This window comes from Burkholderia sp. HI4860 (assembly GCF_002223045.2).
Taxonomy (GTDB): Bacteria; Pseudomonadota; Gammaproteobacteria; order Burkholderiales; family Burkholderiaceae; genus Burkholderia.
On record NZ_NKFO02000001.1, the window covers coordinates 2,433,129 to 2,453,621 of the forward strand.

Consider the following 20,493-nt stretch of genomic DNA (forward strand, 5'->3'; position numbering starts at 1 on the left):
AGGCGGCGTGACGATATCCCGTTTGGCCAGGGTGTGCCGCCGTGAACGAACTGGTTAAAATTGGCGGCATTGAAAACTCGCCCGTTCGGGGCGGGATGCGCGGTCGCCACGCTGGCCGCGCCTTCCGCACGCAACGGGCGCCATCCCCATCGACCGCATGCCCCCGGAGACTGGAATGCCCGGCAATTCCCACCCGCTGTCCAGCGATACGCCGCCCGTTGCCGATCCGGCTGCCAATCCGCTCGGGATGGCCGGCCTCGAGTTCGTCGAATTCGCGGCGCCCGTGCCGGAGGCGCTCGCGCAGCGCTTCGAGCAGTTCGGCTTCAAGGCGATCGCACGGCACGTCAGCAAGAACGTCACGCTGTACCGGCAAGGGCAGATGCACTTCCTGATCAACGCCGAGCCCGATTCGTTCGCCGCGCGCTACGCGGAGGAGTATGGAATGGGTGTCTGCGCGATCGGGCTGCGCGTGGCCAGCGCCCGGCGCGCGTTCGAGCGGGCGATCGAGCTCGGCGCGTGGGCGTTCGAGGGCGAGAAGGTCGGCGTCGGCGAGCTGAAGATTCCGGCGATCCAGGGCATCGGCGATTCGCACCTCTATTTCGTCGACCGCTGGCGCGGGCGCGACGGCCAGCGCGGCGGCGTTGGCGATATTTCGATCTTCGACATCGATTTCCGGCCGATCGACATCGCAACCGCGCATACCGACCTCGACTGCGTGGGTGTCGGGCTGCAGCAGGTCGATCATTTCACGCAGACCGTCGGCGCGGGGCGCATGCAGGAGTGGCTGGATTTCTACCACGACCTGCTGCATTTTCGCGAGATCCACGAAATCGACGCGCACTGGCACGTGTCGGAGGAATCGCGCGTGATGGTGTCGCCGTGCGGCGCGGTGCGGATTCCGGTCTATGAGGAAGGCACGCGGCGCACCCAACTGATGCATGCGTACCTGCCCGACCACCCCGGCGAGGGCGTGCAGCACGTCGCGCTGGCCACCGACGACATCCTGTCCTGCGTCGATGCGCTGCGAGCGAACGGCGTCGAATTCGTCGAGCCGCCGGCCCGCTATTACGACGACGTCGACGCACGGCTGCCGGGGCACGGCGTCGACCTCGACGCGCTGCGCCGTCGCGCGGTGCTGGTCGACGGCGAGATCGGCAGTGACGGCGTGCCGCGCCTGTTCTTCCAGACCTTCGTCAAGCGCCGGCCCGGCGAGATCTTCTTCGAAATCGTGCAGCGCAAGGGGCACCACGGGTTCGGGGAAGGGAATCTCGCGGCACTCGCCCGCGCACGCGACGCCGGCTGAGCGGCCGCGGCGCCCGCATCAGGCATCGGGCGTCCTGCGTCGGGCATCACGCGTTACACGTCAAGCCTCACGCGCCAGCGCCCGGCACGCGGTTCGGCGCGGGGTCATTCGGTTCGCGCAGCACGCACGCGGTGCCGCCCGGCGTGTACATCGACACGACACAGCGGTTGCACGACGTGCAGCCCGACTGCGCGAGCCGGCCGTCGCGCAGCCCGTTGACGAAATCCGGCTCGAACACGAGCGCGCGTGCGAGCGCCACCGCGTCGAACCCTTCGCGCATCGCCCGCTCGACGTTCGCGCGTGAACGCACGCCGCCGAGGTAAGCGAGCGGCATCCTGACGGCCGCGCGCACCTTCCTCGAGTGCTCGAGGAAATACATCTCCCGAAACGCGCCCATCTTCGGCTCGGTGAGCTTCTGCAGCGCCATTGCCGCGCGCACGATCGCGTTGTCGGCATTCGCGCGCGCATCGCCGGGCAACGGGCTGCCGAACAACTGCCACACCGATTCGACGTTCATCCCGCCACTGAGCACGAGCAGGTGCGCGCCTTCGGCTTCGAGCCGCCGCGCGACTTCGCAAGCGTCGTCGGCCGTACCGCCGCCGCGCACGCCTTCGGTCACGCCGAGCTTGCAGACGACGGCGAGGTCGCGGCCCACCGCATCGAGCACGCGGCGCAGCACCTCGACCGGGAACGCGGCACGCCGCGCCGCGTCGCCGCCATATGCATCGCGGCGGCGGTTGTACAGCGGCGACAGGAACTGGCTGAGCAGATAGCCGTGCCCCATGTGGATCTCGACTGCATCGAAGCCGGCGTCGCGCGCATGGCGTGCGGCCTGCGCGAATTCATCGGCGATGAGCGACATCTGGTCGTGCGTCATCGCCTGCTTCAGGAAGCGGCCGCTCATCACGCCGACCTTGTTGAAGCCGCCCGACGCGCTCAATGGCCGTTTGGTCGACAACGACGGCAGGAACGTGAAGCATCCGCCGTGCGTGATCTGTGCGGATGCGGCGGCGCCATGGCGATGGACGGCGTCGGTCAGCGCGCGGAACTGGCGGACCGTCGGCGCGTCGAGCCGCGCCTGGTCGACGAACGTGCGGCCGTCGTCGCTGATCGCGCAGTATGCGACGGTCGTCAGCGCGGCGCCCCCTTCGGCGATGCGTTCGTGAAACCGGACGAGCGCGCGCGACGGCACACCGTTCGGCGTCATGCCCTCGTTGGTGGCGGACTTGATCAGGCGGTTGCGCAGCGTCAGCGGGCCGATCTGCAGCGGGCTGAACGCGGGGGACGGTTCGGTGGGTTCCATGTCGGGGAGACGTCGGGAATGGGTTCGACGGTCATTGTGCGCAACCCGCACCGGCGCGCATCGTCCAGGTGGATGGCCCCGATCGGGCCGAATGAAGCATGAGACGGCAAGCCGGGGGTTCGGGCATCGGCGACGCTGCCGGTTTGCAGAAAGGCATCGATCGATGGCATCGTGACGGAGCGGCATGCCGCACACGACAGGAACATCCGGAGAACCGCATGAGCAGCCAGTCACAACCGAAGCGGAAACAAAAGCAGAAGCGCATGCCGAAACCCGCCGGGCGCCAGGCTATCCTGACCGAACAGCGCCGCCGGAAGATGGCGCGTTCACCCCACGCGTACGTGCGCGGCAATACGGCGCGCTTCTACGAATGGCTCGTCGAAACCAACGGCAGCGCACTGCCGCACGGGCCGTCGATCTGGATCTGCGGCGACTGCCATACCGGCAATCTCGGCCCGGTCGCGAACAGCGAAGGGAAGGTCGACGTGCAGATCCGGGATCTCGACCAGACGGTCATCGGCAATCCCGTTCACGACCTGATCCGCCTCGGGCTTTCGCTGGCGACGGCCGCGCGCGGGTCCGCACTGGCGGGCCTGACGATCGTGCACATGATGGAGGCGATGACGGCGGGTTATGCGTCGGCATTCGGCAGCCGCAACGCGAAGCTGCCCGAACGGCCCGAGCCCGTGCACCTCGTGATGAAGCAGGCCATGCGCCGCTCGTGGCGGCAACTCGCGGTCGAACGGATCGAAGGGCTCGCGCCGACGATTCCGCTTGGCCGTCGCTTCTGGCCGCTGAGTGCGAAGGAATCGCGTGCGATCGGCCAGCTGTTCGGCGACGAGGCGATCGCGACACTCGCGACGAGCCTCAAGGGCCGCAAGGACGGGGGCAAGGTCGACGTGCTCGACGCGGCGTACTGGGTGAAGGGCTGCAGTTCGCTGGGACGGCTGCGCTACGCGGTGCTGCTCGACATCGACGGCGACGTGAGCGACGGCGACGATTTGTGTCTGATGGACATCAAGGAGGGCGTGACGGCCGCTGCACCGCGCGACGAAACGGCCACGATGCCGCGCGACAACGCCGAGCGCGTCGTGGAAGGCGCACGGCATCTGTCACCGGCCCTCGGCGAGCGGATGCGGGCCGCGCGCCTGCTCGACCGCGCGGTCGTGATCCGCGAACTGCTGCCGCAGGACCTGAAGCTCGACATCGATCTGCTCGCCGAGGACGATGCGCGTGACGTCGCGCGCTATCTCGGTGCGGTGGTCGGCGCGGCCCACGCGCGCCAGATGGACAAGCCGACACGCATGGCGTGGCGCACCGAACTCGGCCGCAATCGTGCGAAGACGATCGATGCGCCGATGTGGCTGTGGAACAGCATCGTCCAGCTCGTGAGCAGCCATGAGGCGGGGTATCTGGAGCATTGCCGGCGCTTCGCCGCCGGCGCGTAGCGTATCGCCGCGGGCGACGGCCGAGGCTACCGGCCGCGCCCACCTTGCGGACCTGCCGTCGCATGCCATCGAAGATCGCATCCGCCACGTCCGCCGGAAACTCCGCCGGGATCTGCGCGGCAGCCTCGGCGATCGCGGGTTCCGTGCGTGCGACGACGGCTGCCATCGCGGCGTGCATGTCGTCTTCGGTCACGCCGACACGCCGGCCCTGCGCGATCCAGTGGCACGGCTCGATCTCGTCGCCCTATGCACGCCGAGCCGTGCTCAGCACCTTGAAGCGCCGCTCGATGCGGGCTCCGACGGGAGAGCAGGATTACTGCGGGACGCCGGACGGGCGGCAGGCGTTGTCAAAATACAAACCAAAGACTGTATCCGCCAAAAACAGGCGATAGCCTGTCAGGCGTAAAGCCGCCCCCATCCCGCGTCAACACCTCACGCCGCCCGCAGCGGATTCGCCTGCACGCTCCGTGCGCTTTCCGGATCGTCGTCGCCGAGCGGAATGAACGCCATGATTTCCAGGTCGTGCCCCGACAGCGCCGGCAGCCGGAACGGGCTCGACAGCACGTTCAGCCGCCGCACGCCGAGCTCGCGCAGGATCTGCGAGCCGATCCCCGTCACGCGTCCGTCGCGACGCGCATGGCCGGTCGGCACCCGCGTCGCGTCACCACGCATGTCGCAGTCGAGCAGCACCGCCACCCCGCAGCCGGTCGCGTCGATCCGTTGCAGCGCGGCGTGCAGCGGCCACGAGTGCGCGGACGGCTCCGCATCGAGCAGGTCGAGCAGCGAATGGCATTCGTGCACGCGCGTCAGCACCGGCGTCGACGGATCGGGCTCGCCGCGCACGAGCGCGAGATGCGGCGCGCCGTGCACGGTGTCGCGATACTCGATCGCGCGGAATCGGCCCCAGGGCGTATGCAACCGCCGCTCGCCGACGCGTTCGACGAGCGATTCGTGCTCGCGCCGGTAATGGATCAGGTCGGCGATCGTGCCGATCTTCAGCCCGTGATGCGCGGCGAACGCCTTCAGCTCGGGCAGCCGCGCCATCGTGCCGTCGTCGTTCATCACCTCGCAGATCACCGACGCGGGCGTGAGCCCCGCAAGCGCGGCGAGATCGCAGCCGGCCTCGGTGTGCCCCGCACGCACGAGCACGCCGCCGGGGCGCGCGGCGATCGGGAACACGTGGCCGGGCTGCACGAGGTCGTCCGGGCGGGCGCCGGCCCGCACCGCCGCACGGATCGTGTGGGCGCGATCGGCCGCCGAAATGCCGGTCGTCACGCCTTCGGCCGCCTCGATGCTGACGGTGAACGCGGTGCCGAACGGCGTGCCGTTGCGATCGGCCATCGGCGGCAGCTTCAACTGCTCGCAGCGCTCGGCGGTCAGCGTGAGGCAGATCAGCCCGCGCCCGAAGCGCGCCATGAAATTGATCGCGTCCGGCGTGACGTGATCGGCCGCGATCACGAGATCGCCTTCGTTCTCGCGATCCTCTTCGTCGACGAGCAGGACCATCCGGCCCGCCCGCAGTTCGTCGACGATCTCCAGCGTGCCGGCGAGCGTCATCGTGCCTCCGTCACATCGAACGCGCGGCGCAGCGCGTCGGCGCCGAAGGTCAGCACGCGGTCTGCGGCATCGATCGCGCCGAGCATGCTCGCGAAACCGTGAAGCTGGCCCGGCCAGCGCACGAGCGTCACCGGGGTGCCGGCCTGCGCGAGACGCAGCGCATAGGCTTCTGCCTCGTCCCGCAGCGGATCGAATTCGGCGCTGATGATCGTCGCCGGCGCCACGCCGGCGACGTCCGGCGCGGCGAGCGGGCTCGCGAGCGGCGACGCGCGATCGGCGCCGTCGTCGAAATAGTGGTGCTTGAACCAGCGCATCGCGTCCGCCGTCAGGAAATAGCCGTTGCCGAGCGTTTCGTACGACGGATGCTCGGTCGCGCAATCGACGACCGGATACAGCAGCAACTGGTGCGCGATCGCGATGCCCGAGCCGCACAACTGCAGCGCGGCAACGGCCGCCAGATTGCCGCCGGCGCTGTCGCCGGCCACGGCGATCGCCCCGGCGCGCGCGCCGAGATCGCGCGCACTGGCGGCGGCCCAGCGCACCGCGTCGCATGCGTCGTGCGCGGCCGCCGGGAAGCGCGCCTCGGGCGCAAGCCGGTAGTCGACCGACAGCACGAGCGTGCGCGCCCGGATTGCAAGGCTGCGGCACAGGTTCGCATGCGTATCGATTCCGCACGACACGAAGCCGCCGCCGTGGAAGAACACGGTCAGCGGCAACGGCCCATCGGCGGCGGGCCGATACAGCCGTGCGGACAACTGACGGCCCGACAGCGGAATCCGCCAGTCCTCTTCGGCGGCGACGGCATCGCCCGGGGCAAACGCGCCGCTGGCGGCAAGGCTCGCGCGATATGCGGGAACGGTCAGCTGCGCGAAATCGATCGCGGGTGCCTGGGCAAACGCGGCGAGCAGCGCCTGCGCCTGTGGGTCGAGCGGCATGGGGACTCCTGTCTGAATCGGATGCGTTTTGAATCAGGTAAACCCGTGTCGCGGTTTTCCCTGAGTCCGCGCCGGACGCTTGCCGGCACGGCCTGACGGGCATTCCAGCGCAGCGGGCAGGGCGCCACATCATCCGATCGGACGATGGTTCGTTCGCACGGGTAGCCAATTCTCACCATTCAGTGAATCTCCCGATGACGCCGGAATTTAGACGCGTCTTAATCATGGCGGCGCGGTTGGGTCGCGCCTGAAACATGTCGTATGGAGGATGGAGCGTGCTGATGGAGACGAGATGGGCTCCGCAAGAGAGCCAGGCAACCAGTGACGAGGCCGACATCGGCGTCGCGGATTTCAGCGAACTGATGGCGCGCATCTACCAGGGGCCGCTGGAGACGCCGCCGTGGGCCGGCGCGCTCGAACTGGTCCGCCGCTGGCTGCAGGCGAACTACGTGACGCTGATCCTGCGCGCGGCCGCGAGCGACCGCCGCGCGCCGCTGTCCGTGCACGCGTCGGAATTCGGCCCGGTGGTGCCGGGCGACGGCGAGGCGTCGTACAACAACTACTACTATTCGCTCGACCCGTTCGTGGGCCTGCCGGCCGACCGCGTGGTCACGGTCGACGACGTGTTCGGCGACACCGGCTGGCTGTCGAGCGAGCTGTACAAGCAGTTCCTGAAGCCGCAGGACGTGCGCTATATCCTCGGCGCCGACCTGCGCACGGCGTCGGGCGTCGAGTGCCGCTTCCGCGTGTGCCGCAACCATGCGTCGAAGCAGTTTTCCGCGCGCGACAAGGCGATCTGCGCGCTGCTGCTGCCGCACCTGAAACGCGCGGTGGAATTGCATTCGCGGCTCGACACGGCCGAGGTCGAACGCTCGATCTATGCGAATGCGATCAACCGGATGCAGATCGGCACGATCACGCTCGACGAGAACGGCACGATCATCGACCTGAACAGCGTGGCCGACGAGATCCTCAAGCAGAACAACGGTCTGACGATTGCGCGCGGCACGATCGAGGCGACCGATGCGCAGGAGAACCGCACGCTGAAACGGCTGATCCGCCATGCGGTGATGGGGCACCACGGCACGGCCGCGGCAACCGTCGAGGCGATGCCGATCACGCGCAGCTTCGACAAGCCGCGCCTCGGGCTGCTGGTGCGCACGGTGCTGCTGTCCGACTGGTCGGAGGACAACAAGCGGCGGCCTGCCGTCACGCTGTTCCTGCGCGACCCCGACCGCAAGCCGCAGGGCGCGCAGGAAATCATCCGCAAGCTGTTCGACCTGACGCCCGCCGAGACGTCGCTCGCGCTGCTGCTGACGAACGGGCTGACGCTCGAGGAAGCCGCGGAGGAATCGGGGATCAGCAAGAACACGGCGCGCACCCATCTGCGCGCGATCTTCTCGAAGACGGGTGTCACGCGCCAGGCGACGCTCGTGCGGATTCTGCTTGGAAGTGTCGTGCCGCTCGGGTAAGCGGCAGGCTGGGCCGATCCATCGGAACCGGCCGCATTCGTCTGGCGATACATCGACATCGGTCAACGCGTCGCGTATAGCACGATGAGGGCGGCGACCTCATGCAAAAGAGGCTCGCACCGCGCGAGCCTCTTCTTCATTCATCGCCGCAGATAGCGGCTACTGCGCCGCCCGCGATGCGGGGCGATGCGCGCTGCGTTCACGAGCCGCGCGTCGACCGATCCGCCCATGCCGACAGCGCCGGCCACTGCGTACAGCCGCGCCGGATGAAACCCACACCCGTACGGATCACGAGTGCGCCGATCGCCAGCGCGGCCAGATCGTCGAGACGACCGAAGCCGACCCATGCCGCGCTCATCGCGAGCGCCGCCAGCAACGACGACAGCGCATCGGTCCGCACATGCCAGCCGCTCGCCTCGAGCAGCGCGGAGCCGGTCTCGCGCGCCTTGCGCAGCATCCAGTGCGACAGCCCGGCCTTGCCGGCGAGCGTGAGCGCGACGAGTGCGAGCGTCGCCGCGCCCGGCTGCACGACGGGCGGCAGCGCGAACCGGTTCGTCGAATGCCAGATCATCTGCGCGCCGGTTACCACGAGCAACGCACCGAGGCCCGCGAGCGCGAGCGGTTCGTACGTCGGGCGCCGCGCCGGCGGCAGGCGTGCGTCGAGCCGGCACGCGACGAGAATCAGCGCATCGGCGGCGAGATCGATCGCCGCGTGGGCGACGTCCGCGAGCAGCCCCGACGAATGCGCGGACCACGCCGCGGCCGTCTCGACGGCGAGCAGCAGCAGGTTGATCGCGAGGCTGACGGCGAGGGCGCGGGACGTGGCCGCATAGACGTGGGGCGTGGCGCGCGACGTGCGCTGCATGGCGAATTCGTCTGTCGATAGCGTAGATCAGAGACCCGAACGCTACCGATCGACGGTGGCAGATCCGTGACACGGGGCAATCGCCGAAACCGTGCGCGATGCGTACGGAAGCGCCCGGGCCGCCCGCGCCAACACGGCGAGGCGCCGCCGCGAAGGTGGCCGGCTGGATCGTGTCTCGGGAACACTGCGCCGCGGACCTCGTCGCCCGCGGCCTTTCCCTTTCATCCGAATCGTCGATGCGTCCGCTTCGACTCAAAGCGCCTCGATCGCCAGCGCGATGCCCTGGCCGCCGCCTATGCACAGCGTGACGACGCCGCGCCTGATGCCGTCGCGCCGCATCGAATGGATCAGGCGGGTCGTCAGCACCGCACCCGTCGCCCCGATCGCATGGCCGTGCGCAATCGCGCCGCCTTCCACGTTGACGATCTCCTCGGCGATGCCGAGCTGGGCCGCCACCGCGATCGGCACGACTGCGAACGCTTCGTTGATCTCGAAGCGCTCGACGTCGGCCAGCGTCCAGCCCGCCCGCTCCAGCGCGATCCTGACGGCCGGCACGGGGCCGAGCCCGAACATGCCGGGTTCGACGGCGGCGACGCCGAATGCAACCAGCCGCGCGCTCGGCGCGATCCCGTGCGCGTCGGCGAATGCGCGATCCGCAACCAGCATCGCCGCCGCGCCGCTGTTCAGGCCCGGTGCATTGCCCGCGGTAATCGTGCCATCCGGGCGGAACGCGGGTTTCAGCTTCGCGAGCGCTTCGAGCGTCGTGTCGGGGCGCGGCGTCTCGTCGCGCGCAAACGCGACGCGCGTCTTGCGCAGCAGGACGTCGACCGGCACGAGTTCGGCGTCGAACTTGCCGTCCGCCAGCGCGGTGGAAAAGCGCTGCTGCGAGCGGAGCGCCCAGCGATCCTGGCGATCGCGCGAGATGTCGAGCTGGCTCGCGAGATCCTCGGTATGCCAACCCGAATGCTGGTCGGAAAACGCATCGACGAGGCCGTCGCGCAGCATGCTGTCGCGGATCGGCGCGTCGCCCATCCGGTAACCCGAGCGTGCGCCGTCGAGCAGGTACGGCGCACGCTCCATGCTTTCCATGCCGCCGGCAACCGCCGCATTCGCGTAGCCCAGCAGGATCTCCTGCGCGGCGTTGACGACCGCCTGCGCGCCGGAGCCGCAGACGCGGTTGACCGTGAGCGCCGGCACCTTGACCGGCAGGCCCGCGCCGATGGCGGCCTGCCTGGCCGGATTCATCTTGTTGCCGGCCTGGATCACGTTGCCCAGCACGACCGTGTCGATCGCCGCGCCGTCGAGGCCGCTGCGCCGCAAGGTTTCGCGGATGGCGATCGCCCCGAGCTCGGTGGCCGGGGTGTCCTTCAGGGATCCGTTGAACGTACCGATCGGTGTCCGGACGGGGTGGCAAATGACGACTTCGCGTGTACTCATGTTGCGTTCCTGGATCGCGTTGCAAGCTGCGCGGACGAGTCGATTGCGAACGGGAACACGCCGCGCCATTCGCGTCGCCGGTTCGATTGCGCCGTGACGCCGGCAGGACCGCCGGCGCGGTGCAATGCGGCTGCCTCCTGTGACGGAATTACGCGCCGCACTGTTAGCGAACGGTATCTATGCATATGCATACTGTCAACGGGGGCTTTGCGGAAGAGATTAAGGGGCAGGGCACGTGATCGGGGCGGGGTGGGGCTCGCATGACGACGCGCACGTCGCGGCCGGCGGTGGGCTTTCTGACGGTTTTTTGCGCCGATGGCGGAGGCGTTTTGGTGTTCGGGCGGGTGGAGCGACGTGTCGTGCTCGGCGATTTCCTACGCAAGTGCCGACTTCGACCATCTCGACATTATAGAAATAATGTCAAATTACAAGGCGTGATGAATTGGAAATTTAACGGTTTACGTTATATTATTTACGAAATCACCAGCCCACCCCACCATGTCCGATCTCGCTGCCGACGAATCCCGCCTGACCGCCGAAATCGAGCGTCTCAAGGCCGACTTCCCGAAAACCCGCGAGCTGTATCGCGAAGCCTGCGCGCTGCTGTTCTTCCGCTTCGGCATCACGCCGACCGCGAACCGCCTGTACCAGCTCGTCCGCAAGGGCAGCATGAGCACGCCGACGGCCGTCCTCGGCGAGTTCTGGGCCGAGCTGCGGGAAAAGAGTCGCGTGCGCATCGACCATCCCGATCTGCCGGCCGATCTGCAGGCAGCCGCCGGTGAACTGGTGGCGGCGCTATGGAACCGGTCGAGCGCCGACGCGGCCGGCGCGCTCGACGCATTGCGCGCGGAGGTCGAGGCCGAGCGGGTGGCAGCGAAGGAGGAAGTCGCGGCATTGCAGGCCGAACTGGCCCGCACCGAAACCGCGCTGGAGCAACGCACGGCCGCGCTGCTGGCCGCGCAGGTGCGCATTCAGGAACTGGAACAGGCGAGGGCGGCGGACGACGCGTTGCGGCAAGCGTTGCAAGCGGACATCGAACGCCTCACGACCGATAACGCGGAAGGCGACCGCGCACTTGCGCAGGCACGCGCGGATTTCACCACCCAGCTCGACCGGCTGCGCGACGATGCCGGCCGGGCCGAGGAGCGCTTGCGCGCGTCGGAGAAGCGGGCGCTTCAGGAGATCGATCGTGAGCGGCTCGCAGCCGCGCGGCTGCAGAAGGAACTCGAGGCAGCGGCATTGCGGATGGAGCAGCGCGATGCGCAGCAGCGCAAGGAGGTGGCCGCGCTGCAGGCGCAACTCGGCGACGCACTGCATCGATGCGGCGTGCTTCAAGGGCAGCTCGACGGTGCGCAGGCGACCGAGGCCGCACGGGTCAAGGAACTCGATGCGCTGCGGCGCGAAATGACGGCGCTCTCGCGCCGGTCGGCCTTGCGTGGCGCCAAGGCAGCGCCAGCCGCACAACGGGACGAGCGGCGGGCACGCACGCGAAAGCGCGCGGACGAAGCGCCGCCTCGTTGAAGCAGAAACCGCAAGCGTGCGTCGGCCGACGGCGACGCACGCCTGAAGCCTGAAGCCCGAATCCTGAAACCCGAAGCCAGCAGGCCAGCGACCGAGCCCCTCACACCCCCGATCGCCCACCCATCCGCCGATACCGATCAACTCGACACATACCGCGACGGCAACGCCGGCGCATCCGCCGGAATCGTGACGAGCGACGTGTTGAGCCAGCCCTGCGGCGACCCATTCGACTGCGCATAGGCGCCGACGTACGGCATCATCCGCGTCGTCTGATAGACCTGCGGCGCCCACCCGGCCGGTGCGAGGAAGATCGACGTCGCGCGCTTCTCGCTATACGCGGACGCCCCATACGTCGAGATGTTCCACAGCGTCTGCTGATACGTCGCATAGTCCGCGTTGTGTCGCGAACCACCGGCCTGCCAGCCTTCGAGCTGGATGAACGTGTTGTACGCGCCGGCGCCCGCGAGCAGGTTGTTCACCGTGCGCCCGTACAGGAACGACAGGATCAGCCCGCAGTTGGCCGGCGCGAAATCGCTGCCGACGCTCAGGTAATAGCGGCCCGTCGTGTTCAACACCGACGCGTAGTGCGAGTTGCCGATATCCGTCGACGTCGTCAGCCCGCTCGCCCCCATGAAGCTGTCGAACGCCTGCATCGTGACGCCCGCCGGCAGATCGCTCGTCGCGCTGATCGCGACGATATGCGAGCCGGCCGCCAGCAGCGTCAGGAACGCGGACAGCGTGCTCGCGTTCCAGTTGCCCTGCGCATCGACGAACGGAAACGCGCGATAACCCGTCAGCGCGAACACGGCCGGATCGGAACCGGCCTGCCACGCGATCTGCGGCACCCACATCGTCAGCGGGCCGGCGTTCGACGCACTGGATACGTACTGCTTCAGCGCGTCGACGAGTTGCGCATCGGCAGCGGGCAGCACGCCATAGGCCGCGCCGCTCTGCCAGCGCTGCACCCATTGCGCGACGAAACCCGCCAGCTGGCCGCCGGTGAAGTCGGCGGGCGGCACGTAGCCGAGCGGGCCGGTGCTTTGGTACGCGGACTGGATGGCCGCGGCCGTGCGCACGTTGCTGCCGAACATGCTGTTCGCGAAATCCTGGCAGTTGTTGGCCGGCGGCGTCGCGAGTTGCGCGAGCGGGACGACCCACGCGCCGTTCGCGGTCGCGACGCCGCGATACAGCGTGAGATTCGCGACCGAGTCGTGACCGGGAAACGTCGCCGCGTCGGCGCCCGACACGTAGCCGGCCGACGGCGTGACGCTGACGGTGGTCGGTTGCGACCCGAACGGATGCGTGTACGAAATGGCAAACGAGGCGTCGCCGCCGGCAAGGCTGAACGATCCCGTGCAGTCGCCCCAGCTGTTCGACGCGCTGACGGCGGTCGATTGCCCGCTCGCAACCTGCGTTTGCGACGCCTGCGGCACCGAGCCGCTCTGGCTCGCCGCGTTGCCGTACGCGAGCGTCGTCGACGGGATCGCATTGACGACGTTGATCGTGATCGAGCGGTCGGCGATGCCGTAGCTGCGCGCGGAGGCATCGGCGGCGAACGACGACGCGGACGTCGGGCTGCCGTCGCCGCCGCAGGCAGCCAGCGAGCCGACGAGCGGCGACAGAGTCAGCGCGGCGCCGCGCTGGATAAAGCGCCGGCGGTTCGGCGCGGACGGGCGTTCGGGTTTCGAAGCGGTCATGGGCGTTCCTGGTCACGGTTTCGGGTGGCGACAACGACGATCCGGCGCATTGCACACGTGTGCAATGCCGGTCGAAATGATGCGATCGCCGGCACATGCGCCGCGCGTATTTATGCGGGAGATCGATGAAACGCCTGCGACGAAACCGAGTCGTGCGTGTGACGCCGCGCGCTCGCCGGAGCCGGAAGGAGGGGGGCATGCCGGCACGACGTTTGGGCGCCGGGCGGGGATCGGGTAAAGTGCCGCTCAACATGCCGGCTCGACGTTACTAGACGACCGGTCTAATCGTTGCTAACATACGCCATCATGAATGCATCTTCGGGCGCGGAAGTCCGCCAGCACATCCTGAATATCGCCAAGCCGATCATGCTCCACAAGGGGTTTTCGGCGGTCGGCCTGAACGAGATTCTCGCTGCGGCGGGCATCCCGAAGGGCTCGTTCTACCATTACTTCGGCTCGAAAGAGGCATTCGGCGAAGCGCTGCTCGAATCGTATTTCGACGGCTATCTCGCGCACCTCGACAACCTGTTCAAGCATCAGGCCGGCACGGGCGCCGAGCGCCTGATGACGTACTGGCGCAACTGGCTGCACACGCAGTGCGCGGACGATCCGGAAGGCAAGTGCCTCGCGGTGAAGCTCGGCGCGGAAGTGTCGGACCTGTCGGAAGCGATGCGCGCGGTGCTGCGGCAGGGCACGAGCCAGATCATCGAGCGGCTCGCGGGCGGCATCGAGGCCGGGCTGGCCGACGGTTCGCGGAGCGGGGTCGCCGATCCGTCGCATACGGCCGCGATCCTGTACGAGCTGTGGCTGGGCGCGACGCTGCTGGAAAAGATTCACCGCAATCGCCAGCCGCTCGAAAGGGCGATGGTCGAAACGCGGCGCATGCTGAACCTGCCGCCGCTCGAGCCGGGCGGCGCGCAGTCGTAACGCGGGCGCGCATCGGCGCGCCTTGTTTTTACCCTGATTCTAGACGACTGGTCTACTCAACTTCGCATGACGAACGTGCCACGCCGCATTACGCTGTTCCGATTGATTCAACTGCATGCACGCGGCCGCGACGGCCTGAGCGCCGCCGCCGCCGCCCGCATGCCTCTCCCGCTGGTCCATCCCTGATCCGATCGTGCCCACGAAGCACGTCCATTCCTGTTGACGGAGACTCACATGCCGCAAAGCAAGACCGCTAATCGCCAGATCATCCTGAATTCGCGCCCGGTCGGCGCGCCGACGCCGGACAACTTCCGCGCCGAATCCGTTGACGTGCCGACGCCCGGCGCCGGCCAGGTGCTGCTGCGCACGGTCTGGTTGTCACTCGACCCGTACATGCGCGGCCGGATGAGCGACGCACCGTCCTATGCGCCGCCGGCCGAACTCGGGCAGCCGATGGTCGGCGGCACGGTCAGCCAGGTCGTCTCGTCGAACCTGCCCGCGTTCCGCGAAGGCGACCTGGTGGTCGCAGGCGCCGGCTGGCAGGACTATGCGTTGTCCGACGGCCGAGGTCTCATTCCGCTCGGCCGCGACTTCGCCCATCCGTCGTACGCGCTCGGCGTGCTCGGCATGCCGGGCTTCACCGCCTACACCGGCCTGCTGACGATCGGCGAGCCGAAGGCCGGTGAAACCGTGGTCGTTGCGGCGGCGAGCGGTGCGGTCGGCGCGGTGGTCGGCCAGATCGCCAAGCTGAAGGGCTGCCGCGTGGTCGGCGTCGCGGGCGGCGCCGACAAGTGCGCGTACGTGACCGATACGCTCGGCTTCGACGTGTGCGTCGACCACCGCGATCCGGCATTTGCCGCGAAGCTGAAGGAAGCGTGCCCGAACGGCATCGACATCTATTTCGAGAACGTCGGCGGGGCCGTGTTCGACGCGGTGTGGCCGCTGCTCAACGACCATGCGCGCGTGCCGGTGTGCGGGATCATCGCGCACTACAACGACGCGGCCTACGACGACAAGGCCGTGTCGACCGGCCGCGACCGCGTGCCGGCACTGATGGGCACGATCCTGCGCAAGCGCATCCGGATGCAGGGTTTCATCATCATGGATCACTATGCAACCGGCTATGCGACGTTCATGAAGGACATGAGCGAATGGGTCGCGCAGGGCAAGGTGAAGACGCGCGAGGACGTCGTCCCCGATCTCGCCGATGCGCCGGAAGCGCTGATCGGCCTGCTGGCCGGCAAGAACTTCGGCAAGGTCGTCGTGCGCGTGGGCCCGGACGAACTGGCCTGACGCGTCCGCACGACGACACACGACGATTGCACGCCGGCGTCATGCGACGCCGGCTTGTGGCATGCTCGACCCCACCATCGACGACAAGGAGAGTGACAAGATGGCGCTGCACGTAATTGCTTCCCTGTTCCTGAAGCCCGAACACGCGGCGGCCGCCGAGGCCGAACTGCGCAGCATGGTCGCGAAGACGCGCACCGAGCCGGGCAACCGGCGCTACGACCTGTTCCGTGAGCAGGACGGCTCGCCGAACCTCCACCTGTACGAGATCTACGACGACCAGGCTGCGTTCGACGCGCATCTGGCGAGCCCGTATTTCGGCGAATTCCGCGCGAAGTCGGCCGACTGGTTCACCGCGCCGCCGGTCATCAAGGTGCTGTCGGGCATCGACGTCGCCGAGTAACCCCGCCGTACGCCCGTCGCGGCGCGCTCCCACCCGGGCCGCACGGCACCCGCCGCACCGCATGCGGCGGCGATGACAACACCACGCGGCGCATCGTTGGCGCCGCTTCCCCCATACACCGGCCCCGGAGGCTGAATGATCACCCTCAACATCAACGGCGAAACCCGCTCGGTCGACGCCCCCGACGACATGCCCTTGCTCTGGGTGCTGCGCGACGTCGTCGGTCTCACCGGCACGAAGTTCGGCTGCGGGATCGCGCAGTGCGGCGCGTGCACGGTGCATCTCGACGGCGTTGCCGCGCGCTCGTGCGTGCTGCCGGTCGCGGCCGTCGCGGGCCGCAAGATCACGACGATCGAAGCCGTCGGCGCGACGCCGGCCGGCCACAAGGTCCAGCAGGCGTGGCGCGAGCTCGACGTCGTCCAGTGCGGTTACTGCCAGTCGGGGCAGGTGATGGCCGCCACCGCGCTGATCGCGTCGAACCCGAACCCGAGCGACGCCGACATCGACGCGGCGATGGCCGGCAACATCTGCCGCTGCGGCACGTACAACCGGATTCGCGCGGCCGTGAAGCAAGCCGCGAAGGAGGCCTGAAATGAAACAGCCCCCACGTTCACTTCGTTCTCTGCCCCCCAAGGGGGCGGTCAGCCTCCTTGAGGCGGCTCTGCGGAGGCTGACATGTCACGAGGACTGATCGAAGCCGGTCGGGCCGGCGCGGGCGTGTCGCGCCGTTCGTTCCTCAAGCTCGGCATGTCGCTGGGCGCGGCGGCCGGCGGCGGGTTGCTGCTCGGCTTCAGCATGCCGGCCGCGGGTGACGATGCGCGTCGTTCGGTGATCGGCGGCGACGCTACTGAGCCGGCTCAACCGGGCGTGTTCGCACCGAACGCATTCGTGCAGATCGACCGCGCCGGCAAGGTCACGCTGGTGATGCCGAAGGTCGAGATGGGGCAAGGCGTCTATACGGCGCTGCCGATGCTGATCGCGGAAGAACTCGAAGTGCCGCTGTCGAGCGTGACGCTCGACCATGCGCCGCCGAACGAGAAGCTGTTCCTCGATCCGCTGCTCGGCGGCCAGCTCACCGGCGGCTCGACGTCGGTGCGCTACGCGTGGGAGCCGCTGCGCCGCGCCGGCGCGACCGCGCGCACGCTGCTGGTCGCGGCGGCCGCGAAGCAATGGAACGTCGATCCGGCAGCCTGCCGCGCCGCGAACGGCGAAGTGCAGCATCCGCCGAGCGGCCGGCGCGCATCGTACGGCCAGCTCGCCGACGCGGCGGCGAAGCTGCCGGTGCCGAAGGACGTCGCGCTGAAGCAGCCGGCGGATTTCAAGCTGATCGGCACGCCCGCGAAGCGGCTCGATTCGCCGGAGAAGGTCGACGGCACCGCGCAGTTCGGGCTCGACGTGCGCTTGCCCGGCATGCTTTACGCGGTGATCGTGAACAGCCCGGTGTTCGGCGGCACGGTCGCGAGCGTCGACGACACGGCCGCGAAGAAGATCCCCGGCGTGCGCCAGGTCGTGCGCGTCGACAACGCGGTGGCGGTGGTCGGCGATCACACGTGGGCCGCGAAGCGCGGCGCGTCGGCGCTGGTCGTGAAGTGGAACGAGGGCGCGGGCGCGAAGGTCTCGACGAAGGATCTGTTCGCGGATCTCGCGCAGGCGGCGGCGAACGGCAAGGGCGCGGTCGCACGCAAGGACGGCGACGTCGACAAGGCGTTCGCGAATGCGAAGACGCGCGTCGACGCCGTCTACGAACAGCCGTTGCTTGCCCACGCGACGATGGAACCGGTGAACTGCACGGTGCACGTGCGCGGCGACGGGTGCGAGATCTGGGTCGGCACGCAGGTGCCGACGCGGGCGCGCGATACCGTGCAGCAGCTCACGGGCCTCGCGCCCGACCGGATCGTCGTGCACAACCATCTGCTCGGCGGCGGCTTCGGCCGGCGGCTCGAGACGGACATGATCGGCCAGGCCGTGAAGGTCGGCAAACAGGTCAACGCGCCGGTGAAGGTGATCTGGACGCGCGAGGAAGACGTGCAGCACGACATGTACCGGCCGTGCTACCACGACAGGATCTCGGCCGGGCTCGACGCGAACGGCAAGCCGGTCGCGTGGCAGCACCGGATCGTCGGCTCGTCGATCATGGCGCGCTTCGCGCCGCCGGCGTTCCAGCACGGCGTCGATCCCGATGCGGTCGAAGTCGCGGCCGAGCTGCCGTACGACCTGCCGAACCAGCTGGTCGACTACGTGCGCCAGGAGCCGCGCCACGTGCCGACCGCGTTCTGGCGCGGCGTCGGCCCGACGCGCGGCACGTTCGTGGTCGAGAGCTTCATCGACGAACTGGCCGCGCAGACCAAGACCGACCCGGTGCAATACCGCCGCGCGCTGCTCGGCAAGACGCCGCGCGCGCTCAACGTGCTCGACGTCGCGACGAAGGCGGCCGGCTGGGGCGGCCCGGCGCTGCCGACGGGGCAAGGGCGCGGCGTCTCGGTGATGCACGCGTTCGGCAGCTTCTTCTCGATCGTCGTCGATGTCGCGGTGGATAACGGCGAAGTGCTGGTGAAGCGTGTCGTGTGCGCGGTCGATTGCGGGATGGTCGTCAACCCGAACACGATCGAGGCGCAGGTGCAGGGCGGCATCATCTTCGGGATTACCGGCGCGCTGTACGGCGAGATCACGATCGAGGAGGGCCGCGTCGTGCAGAGCAACTTCACCGACTACCGGATGCTGCGGATCAACGAGACGCCGCCGATCGAGGTCCATCTGGTGAAGAGCGGCGAGGCGCCGGGCGGGATCGGCGAGCCGGGGACGGCCGCAACCGCCGCGGCGGTTGCGAACGCGATCTTCGCGGCAACCGGCAAGCGGCTGCGCAAGCTGCCGGTCGGCGACCAACTGAAGACGGCTTGAGGGGAGGAGACGACCATGCAAAACCTCACCTTGAAGACGCTCGGCACGTCGTTGCTCGCCGTGTCCGCACTGCTGGCCGGCACGGCCGCGCACGCCGCGCAAGCGGCGCCGGCCGACAGCGCGCTCGTCGCGCGCGGCGCGTATCTCGCGAAAGCGGGCGACTGCGTCGCGTGCCACACCGCACCGCGCGGCACGCCGTTCGCCGGCGGCCTGAAGATGGTCACGCCGATGGGCGCGATCTACACGACCAACATCACGCCCGATCCGGAAACGGGCATCGGCGGCTATACCGAAGCCGACTTCGAAAGCGCGTTGCGCAAGGGGGTCGCGAAGGACGGTCACAACCTGTATCCGGCGATGCCGTACCCGTCGTACGCGAAGCTGAAGGACGACGACGTGAAGGCGCTGTACGCGTATTTCATGCACGGCGTCGAGCCGGTGAAGCAGGCGAACCGGCCGTCGGACATCCCGTGGCCGCTCAACATGCGCTGGCCGCTCGCGTTGTGGAACAAGGTGTTCCTCGACACGACGCCTTATGCCGACAAGCCGTCCAAGGATGCGATGTGGAACCGCGGCGCGTATCTCGTGCAGGGGCTCGGGCACTGCGGGTCGTGCCACACGCCGCGCGGTGTCGGCTTCCAGGAGAAGGCGCTCGACGAAGGCGGCGCGGCGTTCCTGTCGGGCGCGCCGATCGACAACTGGTTCGCGTCGAACCTGACCGGCGAGCCCAACACGGGGCTCGGCCGCTGGAACGAGGCCGAAGTCGCGCAGTTCCTGAAGACCGGCGCGAACCGCCATGCGACCGCGTTCGGCTCGATGGTCAGCGTGATCAACCACAGCACGCAGGCGCTCACCGACGACGATCTGACGGCGATTTCGCGTTACCTGAAATCGCTGCCGGCGGCGGGCGGCACGGGCGCGCCGCCGTACAGCTACGATCCGAAGGCGACGCAGGCCGCGCTGGGCAGGCCGGCGGCCGATCCGGGCGCGAAGGTGTATAACGCTTACTGCCTGCATTGCCACGGCGCGGACGGGCGCGGTTACGCGCCGCTGCTCGCGCCGCTCGCCGGCAATCCGAACGTGCTCGAAGCCGATGCATCGTCGCTGATCAACGTGACGTTGAACGGCAGCGACACGCTCGTGATCGATGGCGTGCCGTCCGCGTATCCGATGCCGGCGTTCTCGAACCAGTTGAACGACCGGCAGATCGCCGACGTGCTGACGTTCATGCGCGCCGGCTGGGACAACGGCGCGCCGGCCGTGCAGGCGGCGGACGTCGCGAAACTCCGCAAGGCGACGGCGGCCGCGCGCTGAGCGCGGCCCCATGCGGAACGAGGGCGGGCCGGCGTGCCCGCCGTCACTGCCGCCGGGTGCGTGCCTGCCCCGGCGGCGTGGCTTTTTCTGTCAACCGGCGCGCGGCCGTTCGCGGCAGCGCGC

Annotated in this window: 16 protein-coding genes and 1 pseudogene; 10 read left to right on the forward strand and 7 right to left on the reverse strand. The window is 68.7% G+C overall.

Annotated elements, in window-relative coordinates; genetic code table 11:
- The first annotated feature begins 175 nt into the window (after window positions 1-175).
- The gene (locus CFB34_RS10875; RefSeq protein ID WP_089442490.1) at window positions 176-1,303 is read left to right on the forward strand and encodes a VOC family protein; all 1,128 of its coding nucleotides are present in this window, start codon (window positions 176-178) and stop codon (window positions 1,301-1,303) included.
- Between the two features lie 67 nt (window positions 1,304-1,370).
- Here the strand turns inward: CFB34_RS10875 and CFB34_RS10880 are convergent, their stop codons facing one another.
- Window positions 1,371-2,606, reverse strand: a complete 1,236-nt coding sequence (locus tag CFB34_RS10880; protein ID WP_089442489.1) for an NADH:flavin oxidoreductase — start codon at window positions 2,604-2,606, stop codon at window positions 1,371-1,373.
- 263 nt (window positions 2,607-2,869) lie between these two features.
- On the opposite strand from CFB34_RS10880, the gene CFB34_RS10885 reads away from it, so the two are divergent.
- On the forward strand, window positions 2,870-4,054 hold the full coding sequence (locus tag CFB34_RS10885; RefSeq protein ID WP_242808592.1) for a DUF2252 family protein: 1,185 nt from the start codon (window positions 2,870-2,872) through the stop codon (window positions 4,052-4,054).
- A 31-nt stretch (window positions 4,055-4,085) separates the two neighbouring features.
- Here CFB34_RS10885 and CFB34_RS10890 read toward each other — a convergent pair.
- From CFB34_RS10890 to CFB34_RS10900, 3 genes and pseudogenes are all read right to left on the reverse strand, one after another.
- Window positions 4,086-4,292 (reverse strand): annotated as a pseudogene (locus CFB34_RS10890) (type II toxin-antitoxin system HipA family toxin); the annotation flags it as partial.
- A 194-nt stretch (window positions 4,293-4,486) separates the two neighbouring features.
- Complete coding sequence (gene ribBA, locus CFB34_RS10895; protein WP_089442487.1) at window positions 4,487-5,611, reverse strand: bifunctional 3,4-dihydroxy-2-butanone-4-phosphate synthase/GTP cyclohydrolase II; 1,125 nt, start codon at window positions 5,609-5,611, stop codon at window positions 4,487-4,489.
- Window positions 5,608-6,546, reverse strand: coding sequence for an alpha/beta hydrolase (locus tag CFB34_RS10900; RefSeq protein ID WP_089442486.1), 939 nt, complete (start codon window positions 6,544-6,546; stop codon window positions 5,608-5,610). Before CFB34_RS10900 ends, ribBA begins: the two co-directional genes overlap by 4 nt.
- A gap of 281 nt (window positions 6,547-6,827) precedes the next feature.
- Between CFB34_RS10900 and CFB34_RS10905 the strand changes: the two genes are divergently transcribed.
- Window positions 6,828-8,018: a LuxR family transcriptional regulator gene (locus tag CFB34_RS10905; RefSeq protein ID WP_069251570.1), complete on the forward strand. Its 1,191-nt coding sequence runs from the start codon at window positions 6,828-6,830 to the stop codon at window positions 8,016-8,018.
- A 199-nt stretch (window positions 8,019-8,217) separates the two neighbouring features.
- On the opposite strand, the gene CFB34_RS10910 is transcribed toward CFB34_RS10905, so the two are convergent.
- Entirely contained in the window at window positions 8,218-8,883 is a 666-nt protein-coding gene (locus tag CFB34_RS10910) for a cation diffusion facilitator family transporter (protein WP_089442485.1), read from the reverse strand.
- A 252-nt stretch (window positions 8,884-9,135) separates the two neighbouring features.
- A complete protein-coding gene (locus CFB34_RS10915; protein ID WP_089442484.1) occupies window positions 9,136-10,320 on the reverse strand; it encodes a thiolase family protein in 1,185 nt (394 codons plus the stop codon).
- A 498-nt stretch (window positions 10,321-10,818) separates the two neighbouring features.
- Between CFB34_RS10915 and CFB34_RS10920 the strand changes: the two genes are divergently transcribed.
- Window positions 10,819-11,841: a DNA-binding protein gene (locus tag CFB34_RS10920; RefSeq protein ID WP_089442483.1), complete on the forward strand. Its 1,023-nt coding sequence runs from the start codon at window positions 10,819-10,821 to the stop codon at window positions 11,839-11,841.
- A 137-nt stretch (window positions 11,842-11,978) separates the two neighbouring features.
- On the opposite strand, the gene CFB34_RS10925 is transcribed toward CFB34_RS10920, so the two are convergent.
- Window positions 11,979-13,538: a hypothetical protein gene (locus tag CFB34_RS10925; RefSeq protein ID WP_089442482.1), complete on the reverse strand. Its 1,560-nt coding sequence runs from the start codon at window positions 13,536-13,538 to the stop codon at window positions 11,979-11,981.
- 306 nt (window positions 13,539-13,844) lie between these two features.
- On the opposite strand from CFB34_RS10925, the gene CFB34_RS10930 reads away from it, so the two are divergent.
- From CFB34_RS10930 to CFB34_RS10955, 6 genes are all read left to right on the forward strand, one after another.
- Window positions 13,845-14,465: a TetR/AcrR family transcriptional regulator gene (locus CFB34_RS10930; RefSeq protein ID WP_089442481.1), complete on the forward strand. Its 621-nt coding sequence runs from the start codon at window positions 13,845-13,847 to the stop codon at window positions 14,463-14,465.
- Between the two features lie 234 nt (window positions 14,466-14,699).
- Window positions 14,700-15,758 (forward strand): NADP-dependent oxidoreductase, encoded by a 1,059-nt coding sequence (locus CFB34_RS10935; protein WP_089442480.1) that lies wholly within the window; start codon window positions 14,700-14,702, stop codon window positions 15,756-15,758.
- Between the two features lie 100 nt (window positions 15,759-15,858).
- Window positions 15,859-16,158, forward strand: a complete 300-nt coding sequence (locus CFB34_RS10940) for a putative quinol monooxygenase (protein ID WP_089442744.1) — start codon at window positions 15,859-15,861, stop codon at window positions 16,156-16,158.
- Window positions 16,159-16,293: 135 nt separating this feature from the next.
- A complete protein-coding gene (locus CFB34_RS10945; protein ID WP_043183740.1) occupies window positions 16,294-16,749 on the forward strand; it encodes a (2Fe-2S)-binding protein in 456 nt (151 codons plus the stop codon).
- A gap of 84 nt (window positions 16,750-16,833) precedes the next feature.
- A complete protein-coding gene (locus tag CFB34_RS10950) occupies window positions 16,834-19,056 on the forward strand; it encodes a xanthine dehydrogenase family protein molybdopterin-binding subunit (RefSeq protein ID WP_089442479.1) in 2,223 nt (740 codons plus the stop codon).
- Between the two features lie 15 nt (window positions 19,057-19,071).
- Window positions 19,072-20,370 (forward strand): cytochrome c, encoded by a 1,299-nt coding sequence (locus CFB34_RS10955; protein WP_089442478.1) that lies wholly within the window; start codon window positions 19,072-19,074, stop codon window positions 20,368-20,370.
- The last annotated feature ends 123 nt before the right edge of the window (window positions 20,371-20,493 follow it).